The following is an 18,944-nucleotide window of genomic DNA, read 5'->3' as shown; positions in this document are numbered from 1 at the left end:
TGGAGGTGGCCCGGCTGTTTGGCGTAGTCGGCGAACCTAAACGTTCAGGCTATTAAAGCTACGGATGATGCCCGTCTTCTCCGTCTCCGCGATAAAACGGATGACGTCGTCCCGTTCCTTACAAACGGGCACCGATGCTTCGATCTCGGTGATTGCATTAGTTAGATTCAAGCCACGGACGAACAGGCAGCGGTAGATCTCGTGGATGCGGTTAATCTGGTCCAGCTCAAAGCCCCGCCGTTGCAGACCGATTCGGTTTACGCCAATGTAGCTCAAGGGTTCCCGCGCAGCACGGATGTAGGGAGGTACACTCTTTCGCACGAGGCTTCCCCCGGCAATAAAACTGTGCTGACCTACCCGGACGAACTGCTGGACGCCCACTTGTCCTTCAATGATCACGTAGTCGTCCAGGATGACGTGGCCCGCCAGGTTTACGTTGTTGGCGATCACGATGTTATCCCCCAAAACGCAGTCGTGGGCGACGTGCGCGTAGGCCATCAGGAGGCAATTCTTACCAACGACCGTCTTACCGGCAGCGGCCGTACCGCGGTTGACGGTTACGTATTCCCGGATGGTCGTGTTGTCCCCAATTTCCGTAGTGGTGTACTCACCGGCGAACTTCAGGTCCTGGGGCTCCCCACCAACGACGGCGCCGGGGAAGATGCGTACACCCGCTCCGAGGCGCGTCCCCGAGTAAATGGTAACGTTCGGGCCAACGTGGCATCCGTCGCCCAGTACGACGTCGTCCTCAACGTAAGAAAAAGGGCCAATGGTGACGCCGGCTCCAATGGTAGCATTTGGGTGGACGACACTGAGGGAATGAATAGACATGCTTAGGGGCGTTTTACGACCTGGGCAACCAGCTCTGCTTCGGAAACTATTTTGTTGCCTACGTAGGCGGTACCGCGCATCTGGCAGATGCCCCGGCGGATGGGTGCGATGAGTTCCATCTTAAACAGGACGGTGTCTCCGGGCACCACGAAACTCTTGAACTTCGCGCTTTCAATCTTAAGGAAGTAGGTATCCCAACCGTAAGGGTCCTCCTGCTGGCTCAGCACGAGCAAACCTCCCGTCTGGGCCATGGCTTCGATCTGCAGGACGCCTGGCATTACGGGGTTGCCGGGGAAGTGGCCCTGAAAAAATTCTTCGTTCATCGTCAGGTTCTTAACGCCGACGATGACCTTTTCGTCCATCGAAATGATCTTATCTACCAGCAAGAACGGGTAACGGTGGGGCATGATCTTCTGAATCTCCACCGTATTGAAGACCGGCTTATCGTTGGGGTTGTACTGGGGGCGGCCCTTAAGGCGGCGCTGCTCCATGTAGGCCCGCTTCAGCAGTTTCGTGAAACCTACGTTAGAGCCGTGGCCCGGTTTGGTCGCCAGGATCCGCCCGCGAATGGGAACGCCGAGGAGGCTAATGTCCCCAATTACATCGAGGAGTTTGTGGCGCGCCGGTTCGTTGTGAAACTTGAGTTGGATGGTATTCAGAATCCCCTTCTTGGTCACTTCCACCGTTTCCTTACCCATCCGCTTGGCGAGTTTGTCCAGCCGTTCCTGGGGGACAAGTTGGTCGGCAATGACGATGGCGTTGGTAAGGTCACCGCCTTTGATCAGGTCGTGTTCAAAGAGGGCCTCCAGTTCGTGGAGGAAGACGAAGGTGCGGCAGGGGGCAATGTCCGTAGCGTAATCCTCGTAACCCCGGAGGGTAGCGTACTGCTGGCCGAGGGTCGGGCTGTCGAAATCGATCATGGACACGACCTCAAAGCCATCGTAGGGTAGGGCGACGATCTCAACGCCGCTTTCCTCGTCGCGGTAGGTAATGGGCTCTTCCACGATGAAGTATTCCCGTTGCTCCTCCTGTTCCTCAAAACCTGCGGCGAGCAGTGGTTCCAGGAAAGGCATGGCGCTTCCGTCAAGGATAGGAATCTCGATGCCATCAATCTCAACGAGTAGGTTGTCGATCTGAAGGCCGGATACGGCGCTTAACAGGTGCTCTACCGTGGATACATTGGCATCGCCACTACCGATTGTGGTCGAACGGTCCGTGCTCACTACGCGGTTGACGTCGGCGGCGATGACCGGCTGGCCCTCGAGGTCCACCCGCTGAAACTTGATACCGTGGCCGGCGGGTGCGGGTTTAAAGACGAGGTTGACCTCGACGCCGGTGTGCAAACCCAAACCCTTCAGGGAGAATGAATTAGCGATCGTACGTTGGTGAATCATAGTTTAGGTCGTATCGGTGGTACTGGGTGATGTGGGTGTGGGGGAATCCAATAAATCTCAGAATATGGCGGCAAAGATATGTTTTTCGAGCGGCCCTGGGTATCCCGCAGCGTCCGCAGCCAACGCTCGGCGTCAGCTTACACCTTGCGCAGTACCTGCGTCAGCGCCCAAGCGATGGATCGAATGAACCTGTGATTAGGACTTTTGAAGACCTATTTTTCCAGATTCCGGAGTCGCTTGCGGACGTCCTTGATGAAGCCCGGGAGCATTTTGAAGGCGGCGGCGCTCTTCGTGAAGTCGCGCCAGGGCATGAAGGGCGTGCCGGCCAGTGCCTGACCTTCTTCTTTGACGGAGTTCGTGATGCCCGTCTGCGCCTGCACCTGGGTGCCATCCGCAACGGTGATGTGCCCGGAGATACCAACCTGGCCACCGATGCGACAATTTGCGCCCACTTTGGCGGACCCCGCGATACCAGTTAGCGCCGCGATGACCGTATTTTCCTTGATCTCTACGTTGTGGGCTACCTGGATGAGATTGTCCAATTTGACGCCGCGGCGCAGAATTGTGGAACCCATGGAAGCTCGGTCGATGGTCGTATTCGCCCCGATCTCTACGTCGTCCTCCAGGATAACATTACCAACCTGAGGAATCTTTTTGTAGGCACCCGTCTCAGGGTCGGGTACGAAGCCAAAGCCATCACCCCCAACCACCGCATTGGCGTGCAGGGTGCAGTTGTTGCCAATCAGGCAGTCCGCCAGAATACGGACGCCGGGGTGGAGCACGCAGTTGGTACCCACGGTCACCCGTGGCCCGATAAAGACCTGGTCGTGAATGACCGACCCCGCACCGACGCTGGCCCCCTCACTCACTACGGATAGTTTACCCACGCGTACGTTCTCACCGATCGTTGCGGAATCCTCGACGATGGCGTGGGCGGAGATGGTCTTCGCCGTCGCTCCCGCCTGTTGCTGGTAGTGCTCCAGGAGCTTACTGATGGTCATGTACACATCGTCCACGCGCAGAAGGGTGGGGCGGAGGGGCTCCCTTGGTTGAAAATCGGTGGGCACCAGTACGGCCGAAGCCTCCGTCGTGTACAAAAATCGTTCGTAGGCAGGGTTACCGAAAAAGGTGATCGTACCGGTGGCGGCTTCTTCGATCTTGGCCGGCCCGGTGATGGTGACGTCGGGGTCGCCTTCAACGGTGGCCCCCACGAGTTGGGCAATTTGGGCGGCGGTAACTTGCATGATTAGGGGTTTGGGTCAGCTCAAATAATTTCTGGAAACTCGTCCTCCTCCGGCTCCGAAAGGTGATCGGTCACTACGCGGGCCTGAATGCGTTGCATGGTCAGGAAGGTTTCCATCACGGAAGCCTTGAATTCATCATCAACGATCGCGGAAATATCTCCGAGGTTGCGGAGTTGGGGGCCGTGGCGGAAGCGGTATTGTTGCGTTTGGCCCAACCATTCAAACTGAACGGGAAAGCGTCCGTCATTGCTGAAGACGGTAATTTGCATATCCGGGTGCGGCAGGCGGCCGATGATGCGCATGAAGCTGAGGTTTGGCGGCGAAGATAACGAGCGGAAGGGTGGTTCAAGATCAGGAAGTTGTCAGAACAACGTTCAGCACGCTCGGGAAACTTACGTACTTGCCCTTGAAAAGCCCGTCAATCATTTTCTGCATTTGCAGCTGGTGCTTTTCGGTGTACACGTCAAATGCCGGGCGGGAAGCAAAGCGCAACAACAAACAATAGGTGTAGCCATCCGTCTCGTCTACCCCCCGCAGGCGGGTAAAGTCGTAGCCATCGACGGCGCCGGTTTCCATGAGGACGGGTAAAAAGTCACGCTCCGCAAACTTCAGAAAGGGGCCGTGGATATCGCGTTCGATGACGTAGGTGACGTTATAGATGAGCAAAGGGCAATGGTTTTGCGCCAAGGTAAGGCGTAATCGAGGCGGAAATGAATGATTAGCGGGGGAATGTTAACGCGCGGGGTTTAAGTCAGCGTTGCTTACTTTGCCGGTATGAAACAAGCGCTCCGTAAGTCCCTGGCCGGCTTCCAACCTCTGCTCTTTGCCCCCGTTCTTTGTTTACTTTTCATGGCGGGGCGTTGTTCACCACCACCCAAAGCGCTACGCACTGGCGAGCAGAAACGTACCGTGTTCGTCGGCACCTATACGCGTACGGAGGGCCACGTGGACGGCAAGGCTGAAGGCATTTACCGCCTCACGGCCAATTTAGAGACGGGTGCTTTGTCGGATGAAACACTCGTAGCGGAGGTCATCAATCCCAGTTTCGTGACGGTCCGCAAGAAAAACGATCTACTCTTCGCCGTCAGTGAGCTTGCTCAAAAAGGGGAGCCTACCGGCTTCGTCCACGCCTACCGGATCGTGAAGGGTGGGGGGCTGTACCAGATCAATAAGTTGCCTACCGACGGCCTGGCGCCCTGCCACGTAGAACTGGATCAGAACGAAAATTTTGTCGTCGTCAGCAATTACGTAGGCGGCGTGGCTATGGTGTACAAAATTGAGCGGGACGGCCGCCTTACTGCCGTGGATAAGTTCGAAGTGCCCACAACCGCCAAGCAAGGGAAGGATTCCTGGCTCCACTCCGCGAACTTTTCTCCCGACAATCGTATCGTCGCCATCTGCGATAAGGGATTGGACCGTGTTTGGCTCTTCAGTATGGATGAGTCCACGGGCAAATTGACGCCTACCCGCCAGGGCAGCATCGCTCTACCGGAAGGGAGCGGACCCCGCCACGCGAAATGGTCCGACAACGGAGAATTTCTTTACGTGATCAATGAGTTATCCAACACGGTGACGGTCCTGAACCGGCAGGGAGGGGACGTTCTTTCGCTGGAGCAAACCATCTCTACGTTGCCAAAGGGTTACCGGGAAGCGAGCTACTGCGCCGACATCCACTTGCACCCAAGCGGCCAATTTCTCTACGGTTCCAACCGGGGCCACAATAGCATCGCGATCTTCTCCGTGAACCCGGAAACGGGACTTCTCACGGCGGCGGACCATCAATCTACGGAGGGGGAGTACCCGCGCAACTTTGCCATCTCACCCAATGGGAAGTACCTCTACGCGGCCAACCAAAACACTTCCAACGTGGCGACTTTCCGGATCGACCCGAACGATGGGAAGCTTATTAAAACCGAGCAGGCCTACGAGATCCCCACGCCGGTATGCCTCGAGTTCACCGAGTAGTTCCGCTCCAAATCACCCGGCCGTCGTTGACTTCCACCCAGTAACCGTCGAGGTCTTTGAAGTACACCTGGCGCACGCCGTCGGGCCGGTCATTGGTCTGCATGGGTACACCCTGCCAGCTGAAAAACTGTAGTCCGATCTCCCTTAGGTGTTTCACGAAGGCATCAAATTCGAGCACGCTCACGCTGAGGTGGACGCCCTTCTGCGTCCGAACCTGGCTACGGTCCGATTCAATTACGTGGAGGCTCATGCCGTTCCCCAGACTCAGCCAGCGGATGTGATCTTTACCCGTTCCGTCCTCGATCTCTTGCAGGTCCAACACTTTCTGGTAGAAGCGGACGCTTTCGTCTACGTCATCCACGTTGATGGCGAAATGGTCGAAACTTGCGCCGAACCCACCGGTCACTTCACCAAATACGGCGTTCGCTTTGGGGGTACAACTGCACAAACAAGTCAGCGTGATCAGGCATATTAGGACGTTCTTCATTACTCGGTTTTTACTGGGCACCCGCGGCAGCGCCCAGGAAGGACTCATTGCGTGGCGCCCCGACTGAGTACGGGACTAACTGCGTGGCGCTGCCGCAGGTGCAAGCTAAGGAACGAATAAAAGACCGGGCGCAAGGTGGTGGATTGACCCTTACTATTTAAGCGTAACGCCAACCCGAACCTACCGACAACATAGGAGGTTATAGCGGCACATTGACCATATCTATTTTGAAGTACCAACAACTATTTACCCGGCTGAGCATCGTTTCGCTGGTTTTCATCTTCTGCTCGCAGTGCGCGGACTATAAGATGCACGTCGACGATCAGGATGGCCTGGTGATCGAATCCGACCCGAAAGGACAGATGGTCTACTCCACCTTTATGGTCGGTGACCTCGGCTACGATTACCAGCGTGGCCTGACGACGCTGGACGCCATGGTGCGCGCCATGCCCGCCGGCAAAAAGAAAAGCTCTTTACTCCTGTTGGGTGACATTACCGGCCCGGAAGGACTGCGCAAAAAAAAGGGTGATGAGGCCGACCACCTCCGTGCCATCGGCACTATGCTTGGTCAGGTACCCGGCAAGGTTTACTACACCCCAGGTGAAAATGAACTGGGCCGCGTAAGCGACTTCGAAAGATTGGACCGTCTGGAAGACTTTTTTGACGACGAGATCGAGAAGAAGGTAAAGTTCATGCCCAACAACGCTTGCTCCGGGCCTGACGACGCCCAGCTTTACGAAAAGGTAGGGCTGATCGGCTTTAACTCCGCCTGGTACCTCGCCGACTGGGCGAACGGTAGCGAAGTCAGCGAAGGCTGTGACTACGTTGAACGGGACGCGGCCACCACGGCCCTCTCCGACGAAATCCGGGGCTACCGCGACCAACTAAAGATCGTCATGCTCCACCACCCCCTACAGAGTAATGGCAACCGCGGCGGCAACTACAGTCTCCGCCAACACCTGTTCCCCCTGGCGGATGTAATCCCTGGGGCCTACGTACCGCTACCGGTGGTGGGAAGTATTGCGCGGGGCATCCAGTCGGTAGCCGGTGGCGCCAACGACGTGAATAGCCTGCTTTACCAAACGATGATCCGCAAGATCAAAACGGGTATTGACGACGAAGAAAATGTAATATTCGTCTCCGGCCACGAGCACACGATGTTCATGGCTCACGAAGAAGAATACATCAAAATCAACGCCGGAAGCGGCTCCGTTCGCGGGCCTTCCAGCGATGGGAACGATGCCAACTTTGCCTTCGGAGCAGTTGGCTATTCCCGCATCGATATCTACGATAGCGGTGAAGTTTTCGTTGGCTTTTACAGTGTAGATGAAGATGGACAGGAAGAGAAACTGTTCTACCGCCGGGTAATCGAAGACATCAATAAGAATCAGGACGTAGAGATTGAAGAAGTCCCCGTCGAGGTGGTCAACGAGCGGATCGTGAAGTCTTCCGTTTACGGAACGGAAGCTTCCGACAATGGCAAATTTGCCGATAAAGTCTTCGGCCGCCATTACCGGAAATTGTACTTCGACCCGATCGAAGTACCCGTAGTTAATGTGGATACCTTATTCGGTGGTCTGACGCCTTACCGTCGGGGTGGTGGTATGACGACGATGAGTCTTCATACGAAGGGTGGGGACGGCCACCTCTACCAACTCCGTTCCGTCCGGAAGAACCCGGCGCAGTTGTTGCCGAGTTTACTAGAAAGATCCTTTGCCGCCGACCTGGTGAAGGACCAATTCACGGCCATCCACCCCTACGCACCGTTGACGTTGCCCTCGATGCAGCGCAAACTCGATCTGTTGGGTGCGGACCCATTGCTCTACTACATCCCTAAACAAAAGGGACTGGGCAACTACAACACCAACTTCGGAGGTGAGATGTACTGGGTAGAACAACGGCCGGATGAAGACTGGTCGGGCACCCGGTTTTTCAATGGAAGTAAGGACATCATCTCCAACTCCGCCATGCGCGAGGCGTTGAAGGACAGCTGGAAAAACTATGCAGACCAGGAGAACTTTGCCCGTGCCCGCCTCTTCGATTTCTTCATTGGTGATTGGGACCGCCACCGCGACCAGTGGCGCTGGGCCGCTTTCGAGGAAGAAGATGGCCGAACGCGCTACGTGGCCGTCGGCCGCGACCGGGACCAGGTCTACGGTAATTACGACGGATTACTGCTGGGCTTAGCCCGCGTATTTGTCCCCGAGGCCCGTAAACTCCGCCCCTTCAAAGAAGACCTTCAGGATGCCAAATGGCGTGCCATGAACGGTAAATGGAACGACCGCGTCTTCCTCAACCAGCTCACGAAGGAGCAAATGGTAGCGCAAGCTAAATTTATCCAGGAGACCCTGACTGATGAAGCTATTGATGAAGCGATGCAATACTTCCCACCGGAAGTCCGTGACTACACTTTAAACGATGAAGCCGTTGGGGACAAACTAAAAAGCCGCATCCGCCAACTGGATGCCTTTGCGGCGGAGTACTACGATGTGCTCGCCGAAAGCGTTAACGTCCTGGGTACTGGTAACGACGATGTCTTCCGCGTAAAGGGTCTGGACAACGGCGATCTACTGGTGGAGGTCTATGATGCTAACAAGAAGGGGGAAGCGGATGAGCAATTCTACCGCCGCACCTTCCACGTCGGGGAAACCAAAGACGTGAAATTGTACGGCCTTGATGGTGACGATCACTTCGAAGTTTCCGGGGCACGTTCCCCGATCCGCCTTCGCATTATTGGCGGTACGGACGGTGACAAGGCCGTCGCGGAGGGAGACCTAAAAGCCCGCGTGTACGATGAGCGCGATGGCATCGAACTGGCCGGCGAAATTGGCCACTTCAAAGATCGCCGCAGCGATAACCATCCGGACCTGAATCAATTCAACTTCACCGAATACTACCCCAACTACACCATTCCGATGCCCTCTTTAGGGTTCAACGTGGACGATGGGGTATTCATCGGTGCTGGGTTTACCCGGACGATCCACGGCCATAAGCCAGATCCTTACCGTGCCCGCTTCGGCCTGTCCGGAAAGGTGAGTAGCAATGAGTTCTTTACCGTCAACGGTAACCTGGAATGGAACGATGTACTCGGGCGCCGAAATGACTTTGTTATGAACGCCTCCTTCTTCAGCGACGGCTACGTATCTAACTACTTCGGCCTGGGTAACGATAGCAGCGGCGCACCGGATGACGATGAGATCGAAGGTTTAGACAATGACGATATCCTGGAGTACAACCGGGCCCGCCGCCGGCAGATTAGCGTTAACCCAATGATCCGTTTTCGTGGTAAAAGGGATCGGACTCAGTTCAGAGTGGGTACCTTCTACGAAAGCTATGATCTGAGTGATGAGATTCCCGAGTTTGCCCTGATCGAAAGAGATCGCGAAGCAGGATTGATTCCAGACCGTGTTTTCAGCGAGCAGAACTTCTCGGGTTTACAGGCCATTTTCAGTTCGAACAACGTCGCCGTACCCCTATTGGCTGATAACGGTGTCAAGTACGACATCTACGGCAAATACGCCGTCAACCTCGGGGAGACGGACCGGACGAATACCAAATTTGGCGGCAACTTCACACTCTACCGGATGCTGAAAAAGGCGATCAATGTCGCTACGCGCATTGGCTTTGAACACAATATCGGTGACCCTGAATTTTACCAGTTGGGTGTCCTTGGCGGACGGACCAATTACCGCTCCGCGCGCGCTGAACGGTACCGAGGAAATACCGTCTTCTACCAGAACATTGATCTCCGATTCCTTGGATTCTCTTTCGGTTCCAAGAAGCAGCAGGTCAGTTCCGTCGGTGGCTTTATCCTCGGTTTGGATTATGGCCGGGTGTGGCTAGATGGAGAAGACAGCGGCACCTGGCACGTTGGGTACGGCGGGGGTGTCTGGTTCGCCCCATTGGGTGCTACCATCATCAGCCTGACGTACTTTACCGACAGCGATGATGCACGTGTTGCTTTCGCCGCCGGTTGGCCCTTCTAAACTACTACCTATGAGTCTTTTGAAAAGGCCGAACCTGCTATCCCTGATTATTTTGGGCGGCATCGTCATCGTGGCCAGCACCTACGGCTTCTTGACGTACACCCAGAGCCCGGATCTGGAGCACTACGCAGTCGACCCCAATTACGGATTTGGGTATAATTTCGATCGCCCCGACGACGTAGCCAAGCTGCCCAATGACCTAGCTGAGATCAGTGGATTGAGCCCCTGGTTTGAAGACGGGAAGTTACTGGCCGTACAGGATGAAGATGGTGAGCTATTCATCATCGACGCCAAGAGTGGTAAGGTGGAGCGATCGTTTAAATTCGATAAGGATAAAGACTACGAGGGCGTCGCCCGTAAAGGAGATACCATCTACGTACTCGAACAGGATGGCGACCTCCACCGACTTATCTATGCTGACAGCATTGAAGAGTACCAGGCTGAAAAAATTGAGACCGCCTTCAGTTACCGGAATGACACGGAAGGAATCGCTTATGATTCCCTCACCGACGCGCTTCTGATCGTTCCAAAAGAAGAAGAACTGAACCCCGGGGAAGATGACTACCGCCACGGTATTTACAGCTTCTCCTTGGTGACCAACCAGATCATTGCGCAGCCCACTTACTACATTGATGAATTTGAGGTTGGGGAGGCAGTCTACGGCAAACGTTCCCGCTACAACTTTAAACCATCCGGGGTAGCAGTGGACCCCATCACCAACGACATTTACGTCATAGGCTCAGTGGGGAAGATCCTCGTCGTCATCGACCGGGAGAGTAACATCAAGCACATTGAATTGCTGAAGGAGAATATCTTCCGCCAACCGGAAGGCGTCGAATTCAGCCGTAATGGTGATCTCTACATCAGTAGTGAGGCCAAAGGAAAGAAAGCCGTAATTGCCCGCTTCAGCAGAAAGGAAAAGGCCGGAGACAAAACGAACAGCAATGAGTAAGTCAGCAGAAAAGGAAGCGGCCAAAGAGGAGGAGCAGGGCTCGAAAACCAACCCGATCATTGATCAAGCGAGGTTGCACGTGCGCGCCCGCTTCAGTACCGACCTCGCCCCTAAGTTTCTCTTCCACAACTTTGCGTACGCCGAGGAGATCGCCGAAAAGGTCGCTGAGTTGGCGGCCGCTGAGGGAGTAGACCAGCAGACGCAAGACCTTCTCGTGGTGGCTGCCTATTTCTATCCGCTCGGCTACGTTGGAGGAGCCGATAACGTTCCGGACAGGTCCGCCGAAGAATTGACAGCGTTTGCCGAGCAGAACGATCTGGACCTCGAGACTCCAAGCGGCAATGTGAGCGACTGGATTACTCAGGCCTATACCGCTTCGGAGGAGAATAGCCTACCCGTGCGACTCCTACACGACGCCGCCACGAGCTGGCTCGGACGCAAGCGCTTCGACCGCAGAGCAGATTTGTTGCAGCTGGAAAGAGATGCCATCGCGGGTAAGGAAGGCGACCCGGTCAAGTTTGGCAACGAGATCCAGGAAACACTACTCCGCCATCAGTTTCTGACCAAAGCTGGCCTCCGGGATCTTGACGTCCGCCGCCGCAAAAACGTGGCCAAGCAGCAGAGTAGTAACTACAAGATTGAGCAAAAAGAGGTCAAAGCCAAGACCGGTAAAAACTTCGGCCGGGGCATCGATACAGTTTACCGCACGGCCTTCCGCACCCACGTAAATCTCAGTAGTATCGCCGACGGGAAAGCGAACATGATGATTTCCATCAATACAATCATCTTGTCGATCGTTGTCACCCTATCCGGTGCCAGTTTGACTGCTTTTGAGGACACTTTTTTCGAAAACCCCGAATTCCTCGTACCCATCATCAGCTTGCTGCTGAGTTCGCTCACTGCGGTGATTTTCGCGGTATTCAGTGCCCGCCCCAGCGTCACTGAATACACGATCAAAAAGGACAAATTGATCAAGAGCAAGGAGGCCAGCCTGCTCTACTTTGGTAATTTCCTGAAATTAGAGAAGAGCGATTTCGTCGAGCACCTCAGCACCGTGAAGCTCGATCAGGCAGCGCTGTACGATGATCTCTCGCGGGATCTTTACGATCTCGGTGCCGTCCTGCACAAAAAATACTTGCTGCTCACCATCAGTTACAACACTTTCGTGGGTGGCCTCGCCATTGCGGTGATCAGCTTCCTGATCGTCTTCCTAATGAACGTATACGCGACCTAGTCCAACGGTTGTGCGCTATTGAAATGAGTTTGGGCGCGGCAGCAATCCTCTGCGGGGCGATTAGGGCGCTAACGCGGGTGCCAAAAAATTGGCAAGTAAGGTTAGGCCACTCTAAACTAGAATGGCAAATTCTCTAAAAGACCGGATCAAGCCATCTGCCGCACGATCATTTCACTAAGGTCGTACACCATCACGTCTTCCTGCTTCTCCTTTCCGGTGACGCCATCCGTCATCATCGTCAGGCAAAAGGGGCAGTTGACGGCGATGACTTCCGCCCCGGTGGCCAGTGCCTCTTCGGTCCGTTCTACGTTGATGCGCTTCTTACCTTCTTCGTCTTCTTTCCACATCTGCGCGCCCCCTGCTCCACAGCATAGTCCGTTGCGCTTGCTGCGTTTCATCTCAACGAGTTGGGTGTCGAGTGATTCTAAGACCTCCCTTGGAGCTTCGTAGATGCCATTCGCGCGTCCCAGGTAACAGCTGTCGTGATAAGTGATGCGCTTCCCCTTAAACTCACCACCTCCGGTCATTTTAATGCGGCCAGCATCGATCAACTCCTGCAGTAATTGCGTGTGGTGTACGATGTCGTAATGGCCCCCCAGCGCCGGGTACTCGTTCTTGATCGTGTTGAAGCAGTGGGGGCAGGCCGTGACCATTTTCTTCACACCGTACATGTTCAGGACCTCGATATTTTGCAGGGCCGTCATCTGATACAGGAATTCGTTCCCGGCCCGGCGGGCGGGGTCTCCCGTGCAGGCCTCCTCGTCTCCTAAAACGGCGAATTCGATCCCCGCAGCGTTGAGGATTTGTGCAAAGGCGCGCGTTACCTTCTGCGCCCGGTCATCAAAACTTCCGGCGCAACCGACCCAAAACAGAATCTCGGGGGTCTTGTCTTCGGCGGCAAACTCGGCCATTGTCTTCACGGTCATGATCGGTAAATTTTACGTTAGGGTAGGAAGGTAGAATAGGGGGCAGTTCAATCGAAATCAAGCTTCTTCCGCCCACGCGGTACGCGAAGTCCCGACGCTCCAGGCCCGCTGCTGGTTTTCGATGGAGTTGAACAAGGGGAGCCAATCCTGGGGGCCGGCCGCTTCCGTAAGGATCTCGTGGCGGCGCAGTTTCAGAATCATCTCTAGTGGATTGATCAGCACCGGGCAGGCCTCTACGCAGGCGTTACAGGTGGTACAGGCGTGGACTTCCTCCCGCGTGATGTAGTCCCACAGCGAACGGCCATCCTCAAAGTTGTCGGCGGAGACGGGCTCCTCTTTATTGGCGGCGTATTCTGCATCGCCAGAATCGATTTTGGTGCGGACCTCCTCCGTCCGGTCCCGTAGGTTCTGGACGATCTTCCTTGGGCTCAATTTTTTACCAGTGATGTTGGCCGGGCAAACGTCCGTACACCGTCCGCACTCCGTACAGGAGTAGGCACCGAGGAGGTCGATCTGCGACATATCAAAAATGTCGTTTGCCCCAAACTCGGGCAACTCCGCGTCCGGGTCCATTTCCGGCATGTTGGGGTCCTCAATGTCCATCATCGACTTCACCTCATACATGATGGCGGGCATGTTGATCATCTCACCTTTTTCCTTCAACCGGGCGAAGAAAGTGTTGGGGAAGGCCAGCAGAATGTGGAGGTGCTTAGATTTTGGCAGGTAGTTCAAGAACACGAAGACCATGATGATGTGGCCCCACCAACCGACGCGTTCTAGCACGTGCAACGTGGAGGCTTCCATACCGCCAAAGATGTAGGGGGCAATGACGCCACTTACCGCAAAATTGGTCGCCTTGTAATGGTCCGGATCCAAATCTTGTAGGACCACGTCCGTACCGTTCATCGTGAAGATGCAAGCGAGCAGGATCAATTCAAAGATCAGAATCAAGTTAGCGTCCAGCGTCGGCCAACCCTGCATTTCCGGCTTCCGTAGCCGGGGAATGAACAGCAAGTTCCGCCGTACGAGGAAGATGACCGTAGCGATAAACGCAAGGACGGATAGTACCTCGATCGTTGAAATGATGAAGTTGTACATCCCACCCAAGGGCCCGAGGAACCAGCGGTGAGCACCAAAGATCCCATCAATAAAGATCTCTATCAGCTCAATTTGGGTAAAGACGAACGCCACGTACAACATCAAATGCAGAATAGCCGGAATGGGCCGCTTGAACATCTTCTTCTGCCCGAAGGCCACCAAAATCATGTTCTTCCAGCGTGCTGATGTAGGCCCGGTGATCTCCTCCGGCTTTCCCAATTGGATGTTGGCGTAAACCTTGCTGAACTGAAAGGCCGCGAAACCCAGCGCCGCAATGGCCACCACGGCAAAAATTATCGACTGTAGCATGGCTCCAAAGGTAACCTACGCGGTGGCCGTGTACAACAATCAGCGAAAATTCGCTGGATAATTAAATCAGCTCCAAATAGCGAAAACCCAACTTCAATATCGAAGCTGGGCTTTCGTGCAATTCAGGCGCTACGCCAGAGTAATTTTAGGCAAAGTCGATACGGAAAATGTGGGCCGGAGATTGGTAGGGGTTCAGCTCCACGTAGTTCACGTTGCTGCTCCACCAGTACTGGGCACCAGTCAGCAGGTCCGTTACCCGGAAACCGTTTCCACCGAGGAGGTCCTGTGGCACGGTCACGTGGCCTCCCTGGGTGTTGTCCTGGTCAAAGTTGACGATTGTCCAGATGAAGTTCGTCCGCTGGTCGTTCCACTTCACGTAGCTCAGGAAGTTAGGGTTAGTAGCCTCCGTGAAGCGGATGTTGTTGGTCTGTTGTAGTGCGGAATTATTCTTCCGTGCCTGGTTCAACAATCGGTAGTTATCCGTGATCCGGTTGCGGTAGGACCAGTCGTAATGGCGGACCATGTACTTTTCTGAATCGTAGTACTCCTCCTTACCGTTCGTATTACCGCGGTTTTCCATCAGCTCGTAACTCGGTCCGTAAAGCCCGTAGCTACTGGAGAGGGTTCCGGCAAGCAGTAACCGCTTGACAAATTGGTTGCCGTTAGCACCCATCATTTCGTAGGCGAGGATGTCCGGAGTATTGGGCCAGAAATTGGGCTGCATGAATTCTCTTAGTTCCGTCGTGGAAAGCTCGACCAGGTACTCCTTCATCTCCTGGGGCGTCGTCCGCCAGGTGAAGTAGGTGTAGCTCTGCTGATAGCCGCGCTTGGCGAGTTCCGCCATGATGGCCGGACGGGTAAAGGCCTCCGCCAGGAAGATCGTATCGGGAAATTTCTTGTGCGTCTCCTCAATGATGTACTCCCAGAAGCGGTAGGGCTTGGTGTGGGGGTTATCCACCCGGAAGATCGTTACGCCAGCTTCGCACCAGTACGTGACTACGCTGAGTAGTTCCTTCCAGAGCGCGACGTGGTCCTCTGTCTCAAAATTGATCGGGACGATGTCCTGGTATTTCTTCGGTGGGTTTTCCGCGTACATGATCGTACCGTCCGGCCGCCAGATGAACCACTCGGGGTGCTCTTCGATGTAAGGGTGGTCCGGAGCACACTGAAAAGCCAGGTCCAGGGCCACGTCAATGTCGTATACACTCTTGGCCTTAAGGATGAGGTTTTTGTAATCTTCGATGTCACCAAGCTCCGGGAGGATGGCCTTATGGCCACCTTCCGCCGCGCCGATCGCCCAGGGGCTACCCGGTTCGCCTTCGAGAGCGGTGACGGCGTTGTTGCGTCCCTTCCGGTTCTTGCGGCCAACGGGGTGAACGGGCGGCATGTACAGCACGTCAAAGCCGAGTTCATCGATACGGGGAAGCAAATTCTCTACGTCTTTAAAAGTGCCGGCGCGGTCCACGTCCGGGCTGGTGGAGCGGGGGAAGAGTTCGTACCAGCTGCTAAAGCGTTCGCGGGTACGCCCCACCTTCACCTTCATCTGGTGATCGTAAACTGTCTCGAAGCGACGCAAAGGGTAGTCGTTGATGATCTTACCGAATACGGATCCGAGCACGTAGTCGACCGCCGCCGCCTCGTCCTGCTGGCCCAGTGCTTTGATGGCCTTATTTACTTCTGATTGCTTGCTCTTCGGGAGCGCCTTCTTAACGGCCGTCAGCAGGTTGCCACCGATAGCGAGTTCGACGCCCATTTCCTGCCCGGCAGCTTGCTTTTTCTTGAAGCCGCGGTACCACGTCAGTAACTGATCCACCCAGCTAACGATGCGGTAGCTATACACGCCCTGCTTAGTGACTTGGAAGGTGGCTGTCCACAGGTCATTGGGGTGGTCGTTCATCTCCACCGTAGTCCACTTCTTATCTTTAGCGTGCTTGTATTCCACCACGGCGCGGAGGTAATCGTGGCCATCACCGAAGATCGAGGCAGAAAGCTCTACGAGTTCGCCGACGACTCTCTTGATCGGAAAACGACCGTTGTTGATCTGGGGAGTGACGTTGTCAATGACGGAACGGTTCTGCATGGGGTGGTCTTTAATTATAGGGGGCAAAAATATATAATCCCTACGTGTGACGCATGTTCGCAGCTGGCTTAATATCGTGGGAATACGAGGAATTCGTATACCTACTCTATCCTCCGGCCGCCTTCCCTAGTTCAACCATTAGCGTGGGCACAGTGTATATTGAGCTACGAAACGCGGCCCCCTTATTCCCGCGTTGCCTCACAAAAATAACTTCGCATGCCCTCCATCAAGCCTACCGCCATCAACCCGCAGGAAGCTGAAAAGCTGGAGCGCATTGCGTACATCCTCAAGACGGTGGCCCACCCGCTCCGCCTCGGGATCGTCCATCTTCTCGAGCAACACCCGCGGCTTAACGTTACCGACATTTGTGAAGCCCTTGGTTACGAGCAAAGTTTGGTCAGTCACCACCTGCAGAATATGAAGCTTAAGGGCATCCTCAGCGTGAAGCGCGACGGGCGATCCATGATGTACTCCCTCAAAGAGCGGGACGTTTCCCTCATCATCGAGTGCCTGGAGAATTGCCAGTGTAATATGTAAATTGGCAATTGGCTGATAATGCAACTTAGTTGCATTAACTTCGCCCTCCTTTTTCGGTAACGCCCTCCCGATGGCCATCTGGCAATACTTACTTCTATTTCTCAGCGTCGTCCTTGGCGGTGGTATTGCGCAGTATCTCTCTTCGCGATCCTCCTCGGCGGATCAGGCCATTCGTAAGCAATTTCTCCCGCTGTTGCTCTCCTTCAGTGGTGCCTATCTGTTGGGTATAGCGGCTATGGAGTTGATGCCTACCGTATTCCGCGACGATACCATGCACAGTGGTATCTGGGTGCTGGCCGGATTCTTGGTGCAGGTTCTGTTGGAGTCATTCAGCCAGGGCATTGAGCACGGCCATGTCCACGCTCACCAACACGCCGGGGCGGGGTTTGCCCTGACGATCATGGTGGGGCTCGGGCTGCACGCTTTTTTGGAAGGCCTACCCCTCGGCACGGTTGGCGACCTAGCTCACCACGGGCACGCACACGCGCACGTGGATGGCGGCCACCTACTCTGGGGCATCGTACTTCACAAAATTCCCGCAGCCTTTGCGCTCGCGCTTTTGTTGCGATCCTCGGGTTTTTCGACGGTCTTTACGTGGTCTTGCCTTTGCATCTTCGCCGCCCTAAGTCCTCTGGGCGCTGCCGCGGGTGCGATGGTAAGTGTTGACCCGGTCTGGACCAACAGGATCCTGGCCTTGGTCATCGGTAGCTTTCTTCATATTGCTACGACGATCATTTACGAAGCGGACGGTGGGCGCGAACACGGGATCTCCCTCCCCAAACTCGCCGTCGTGTTGGCGGGTATCCTCGTAGCGTACTTTACGGCGCATTAATGAATAGCAGTTCCACGAGTCTTGAAGCGGCGGCTAAGGTAGCCGCCCGCAATCGCCGTATCGGGGTGCTACTAATGCTAGCCGGGGCGATCCTCTTCAGTTGCAAGGCCATCGTCATCAAGCTGGCCTACCAGTTTGAGATCGCCAGCATCAGTCTGCTCGGGCTGCGGATGGCCTTTTCTCTACCCCTTTTTCTGCTGATTGGTTACTTCCGGAGGGAACGCTCGTCCACCAACGGTCCCCTTTCTCTGGGGGATGCAACTGTCATTCTGCTACTGGGCGTCTTTGGCTACTACGCCGCCAGCTACACGGACTTCCTCGGCTTGCAGTACCTCAGCGCTGGGATGGAACGGTTGATCCTTTTCGTCTATCCAACCATGGTGCTGGTCCTGCAGCGGATCATCTTTAAGGTGCCGATCAAACCCATCCAGTGGTTGGCCACTGTGCTTTGCTACGTTGGGATTATTCTCGCGTTTAGCGCTTCGGATTTCAGCATCGGAAATCAGTTCGGGTTGGGGGCAGCCCTGGTTTTTCTGAGTGCCTTTCTCTACAGCTTTTACGTGATTGGTTCTGGCCGCCTTGCGCCACGATTGGGAACGGTCCGGTTTACCAGTCTCGCACTCATTGGCGCCAGTGTAGCCGTTTTATTGCACGTTTACCTTACGGGAAATACGCTCTTTGGCTATCCCACGCAGTTGTACTACTACGGCATTACGCTGGCCATCTTTTGTACCGTCATCCCTAGCTATCTGGTGACGGAAGGCGTCCGACGTATTGGTGCCAATGATGCGGCGATCCTGGGTGCGATTGGGCCGGTGGCGACCATTGTGCTGGAGTACTTTATTCTGGACGAGTCCCTCAACCTGACCCAGGGGGCCGGGGCGGCGCTCGTCATTCTTGGCGTCATCATCATTGGTCGATCGAAGGGTCGTTGAGCTACCGTTGCGTCTTTCCCTGCTTGCCTCCTTACCTTGCACCCGCGGCAGCGCCACGCAGTTAGTCGCATTTAAAGACGAGTCGCCTTTAACCGAATCGCAATGAATTCAAAGGCAAACTGGCTCATCTCCGG

General features: G+C 55.1%; 16 protein-coding genes. 7 read left to right on the top strand and 9 right to left on the bottom strand.

Features of this window, described 5'->3' with window-relative positions:
• Positions 1-36: 36 nt before the first annotated feature.
• From lpxA to A3850_RS15705, 5 genes are all read right to left on the bottom strand, one after another.
• Positions 37-831, bottom strand: a complete 795-nt coding sequence (gene lpxA, locus A3850_RS15725; RefSeq protein WP_068218581.1) for an acyl-ACP--UDP-N-acetylglucosamine O-acyltransferase — start codon at positions 829-831, stop codon at positions 37-39.
• Between the two features lie 2 nt (positions 832-833).
• Positions 834-2,225, bottom strand: a complete 1,392-nt coding sequence (locus A3850_RS15720; RefSeq protein ID WP_068218578.1) for a bifunctional UDP-3-O-[3-hydroxymyristoyl] N-acetylglucosamine deacetylase/3-hydroxyacyl-ACP dehydratase — start codon at positions 2,223-2,225, stop codon at positions 834-836.
• Between the two features lie 212 nt (positions 2,226-2,437).
• Positions 2,438-3,469 carry a UDP-3-O-(3-hydroxymyristoyl)glucosamine N-acyltransferase gene (gene lpxD / locus A3850_RS15715; RefSeq protein ID WP_068218575.1) on the bottom strand — a complete coding sequence of 344 codons (1,032 nt, stop codon included), beginning with the start codon at positions 3,467-3,469 and terminating at the stop codon, positions 2,438-2,440.
• 20 nt (positions 3,470-3,489) lie between these two features.
• On the bottom strand, positions 3,490-3,771 hold the full coding sequence (locus A3850_RS15710) for a hypothetical protein (RefSeq protein WP_068218572.1): 282 nt from the start codon (positions 3,769-3,771) through the stop codon (positions 3,490-3,492).
• Between the two features lie 49 nt (positions 3,772-3,820).
• On the bottom strand, positions 3,821-4,135 hold the full coding sequence (locus A3850_RS15705; RefSeq protein WP_068218569.1) for a DUF4286 family protein: 315 nt from the start codon (positions 4,133-4,135) through the stop codon (positions 3,821-3,823).
• 108 nt (positions 4,136-4,243) lie between these two features.
• Here A3850_RS15705 and A3850_RS15700 point away from each other — a divergent pair, with 108 nt between their 5' ends.
• Positions 4,244-5,434: a lactonase family protein gene (locus A3850_RS15700; protein WP_068218566.1), complete on the top strand. Its 1,191-nt coding sequence runs from the start codon at positions 4,244-4,246 to the stop codon at positions 5,432-5,434.
• On the opposite strand, the gene A3850_RS15695 is transcribed toward A3850_RS15700, so the two are convergent.
• A complete protein-coding gene (locus A3850_RS15695) occupies positions 5,424-5,921 on the bottom strand; it encodes a VOC family protein (RefSeq protein ID WP_068218563.1) in 498 nt (165 codons plus the stop codon). The genes A3850_RS15700 and A3850_RS15695 overlap by 11 nt on opposite strands.
• A gap of 227 nt (positions 5,922-6,148) precedes the next feature.
• On the opposite strand from A3850_RS15695, the gene A3850_RS15690 reads away from it, so the two are divergent.
• Genes A3850_RS15690 through A3850_RS15680 form a run of 3 tightly spaced genes read left to right on the top strand, consistent with a single transcriptional unit; the run spans position 6,149 to position 12,093 of the window.
• Positions 6,149-9,907, top strand: a complete 3,759-nt coding sequence (locus A3850_RS15690) for a hypothetical protein (RefSeq protein WP_068218560.1) — start codon at positions 6,149-6,151, stop codon at positions 9,905-9,907.
• A gap of 10 nt (positions 9,908-9,917) precedes the next feature.
• The gene (locus tag A3850_RS15685) at positions 9,918-10,859 is read left to right on the top strand and encodes an SdiA-regulated domain-containing protein (protein WP_197494076.1); all 942 of its coding nucleotides are present in this window, start codon (positions 9,918-9,920) and stop codon (positions 10,857-10,859) included.
• Positions 10,852-12,093 carry a Pycsar system effector family protein gene (locus tag A3850_RS15680; protein WP_068218554.1) on the top strand — a complete coding sequence of 414 codons (1,242 nt, stop codon included), beginning with the start codon at positions 10,852-10,854 and terminating at the stop codon, positions 12,091-12,093. The genes A3850_RS15685 and A3850_RS15680 overlap by 8 nt, the downstream gene beginning before the upstream one ends.
• A 146-nt stretch (positions 12,094-12,239) precedes the next feature.
• On the opposite strand, the gene A3850_RS15675 is transcribed toward A3850_RS15680, so the two are convergent.
• The 3 genes from A3850_RS15675 to A3850_RS15665 form a co-directional block, all read right to left on the bottom strand.
• On the bottom strand, positions 12,240-13,019 hold the full coding sequence (locus tag A3850_RS15675; RefSeq protein ID WP_068218552.1) for a (Fe-S)-binding protein: 780 nt from the start codon (positions 13,017-13,019) through the stop codon (positions 12,240-12,242).
• 57 nt (positions 13,020-13,076) lie between these two features.
• Positions 13,077-14,426 carry a (Fe-S)-binding protein gene (locus A3850_RS15670; RefSeq protein WP_068218549.1) on the bottom strand — a complete coding sequence of 450 codons (1,350 nt, stop codon included), beginning with the start codon at positions 14,424-14,426 and terminating at the stop codon, positions 13,077-13,079.
• Between the two features lie 145 nt (positions 14,427-14,571).
• Positions 14,572-16,506: an alpha-1,4-glucan--maltose-1-phosphate maltosyltransferase gene (locus tag A3850_RS15665; RefSeq protein ID WP_068218547.1), complete on the bottom strand. Its 1,935-nt coding sequence runs from the start codon at positions 16,504-16,506 to the stop codon at positions 14,572-14,574.
• Positions 16,507-16,722: 216 nt separating this feature from the next.
• Between A3850_RS15665 and A3850_RS15660 the strand changes: the two genes are divergently transcribed.
• From A3850_RS15660 to A3850_RS15650, 3 genes are all read left to right on the top strand, one after another.
• Positions 16,723-17,043 (top strand): helix-turn-helix transcriptional regulator, encoded by a 321-nt coding sequence (locus A3850_RS15660; RefSeq protein WP_068218544.1) that lies wholly within the window; start codon positions 16,723-16,725, stop codon positions 17,041-17,043.
• 70 nt (positions 17,044-17,113) lie between these two features.
• Positions 17,114-17,875 carry a ZIP family metal transporter gene (locus A3850_RS15655; RefSeq protein ID WP_068218541.1) on the top strand — a complete coding sequence of 254 codons (762 nt, stop codon included), beginning with the start codon at positions 17,114-17,116 and terminating at the stop codon, positions 17,873-17,875.
• Positions 17,875-18,810, top strand: coding sequence for a DMT family transporter (locus tag A3850_RS15650; RefSeq protein ID WP_082921862.1), 936 nt, complete (start codon positions 17,875-17,877; stop codon positions 18,808-18,810). Before A3850_RS15655 ends, A3850_RS15650 begins: the two co-directional genes overlap by 1 nt.
• Positions 18,811-18,944: the final 134 nt, after the last annotated feature.

Origin of the sequence: Lewinella sp. 4G2, from assembly GCF_001625015.1 — a bacterium.
Classification (GTDB): domain Bacteria; phylum Bacteroidota; class Bacteroidia; order Chitinophagales; family Saprospiraceae; genus Neolewinella.
The sequence above is the reverse complement of the archived record's forward strand: the minus strand, read 5'-3'. Positions and strand labels throughout refer to the sequence as shown.

Bases quoted from the DNA above. Each gene is read 5' to 3' on its own strand.
- lpxA (WP_068218581.1), bottom strand. From the start codon at position 831: ATGTCTATTCATTCCCTCAGTGTCGTCCACCCAAATGCTACCATTGGA.
- A3850_RS15720 (WP_068218578.1), bottom strand. From the start codon at position 2,225: ATGATTCACCAACGTACGATCGCTAATTCATTCTCCCTGAAGGGTTTG.
- lpxD (WP_068218575.1), bottom strand. From the start codon at position 3,469: ATGCAAGTTACCGCCGCCCAAATTGCCCAACTCGTGGGGGCCACCGTT.
- A3850_RS15710 (WP_068218572.1), bottom strand. From the start codon at position 3,771: ATGCGCATCATCGGCCGCCTGCCGCACCCGGATATGCAAATTACCGTC.
- A3850_RS15700 (WP_068218566.1), top strand. From the start codon at position 4,244: ATGAAACAAGCGCTCCGTAAGTCCCTGGCCGGCTTCCAACCTCTGCTC.
- A3850_RS15695 (WP_068218563.1), bottom strand. From the start codon at position 5,921: ATGAAGAACGTCCTAATATGCCTGATCACGCTGACTTGTTTGTGCAGT.
- A3850_RS15685 (WP_197494076.1), top strand. From the start codon at position 9,918: ATGAGTCTTTTGAAAAGGCCGAACCTGCTATCCCTGATTATTTTGGGC.
- A3850_RS15680 (WP_068218554.1), top strand. From the start codon at position 10,852: ATGAGTAAGTCAGCAGAAAAGGAAGCGGCCAAAGAGGAGGAGCAGGGC.
- A3850_RS15675 (WP_068218552.1), bottom strand. From the start codon at position 13,019: ATGACCGTGAAGACAATGGCCGAGTTTGCCGCCGAAGACAAGACCCCC.
- A3850_RS15670 (WP_068218549.1), bottom strand. From the start codon at position 14,426: ATGCTACAGTCGATAATTTTTGCCGTGGTGGCCATTGCGGCGCTGGGT.
- A3850_RS15665 (WP_068218547.1), bottom strand. From the start codon at position 16,506: ATGCAGAACCGTTCCGTCATTGACAACGTCACTCCCCAGATCAACAAC.
- A3850_RS15660 (WP_068218544.1), top strand. From the start codon at position 16,723: ATGCCCTCCATCAAGCCTACCGCCATCAACCCGCAGGAAGCTGAAAAG.
- A3850_RS15655 (WP_068218541.1), top strand. From the start codon at position 17,114: ATGGCCATCTGGCAATACTTACTTCTATTTCTCAGCGTCGTCCTTGGC.
- A3850_RS15650 (WP_082921862.1), top strand. From the start codon at position 17,875: ATGAATAGCAGTTCCACGAGTCTTGAAGCGGCGGCTAAGGTAGCCGCC.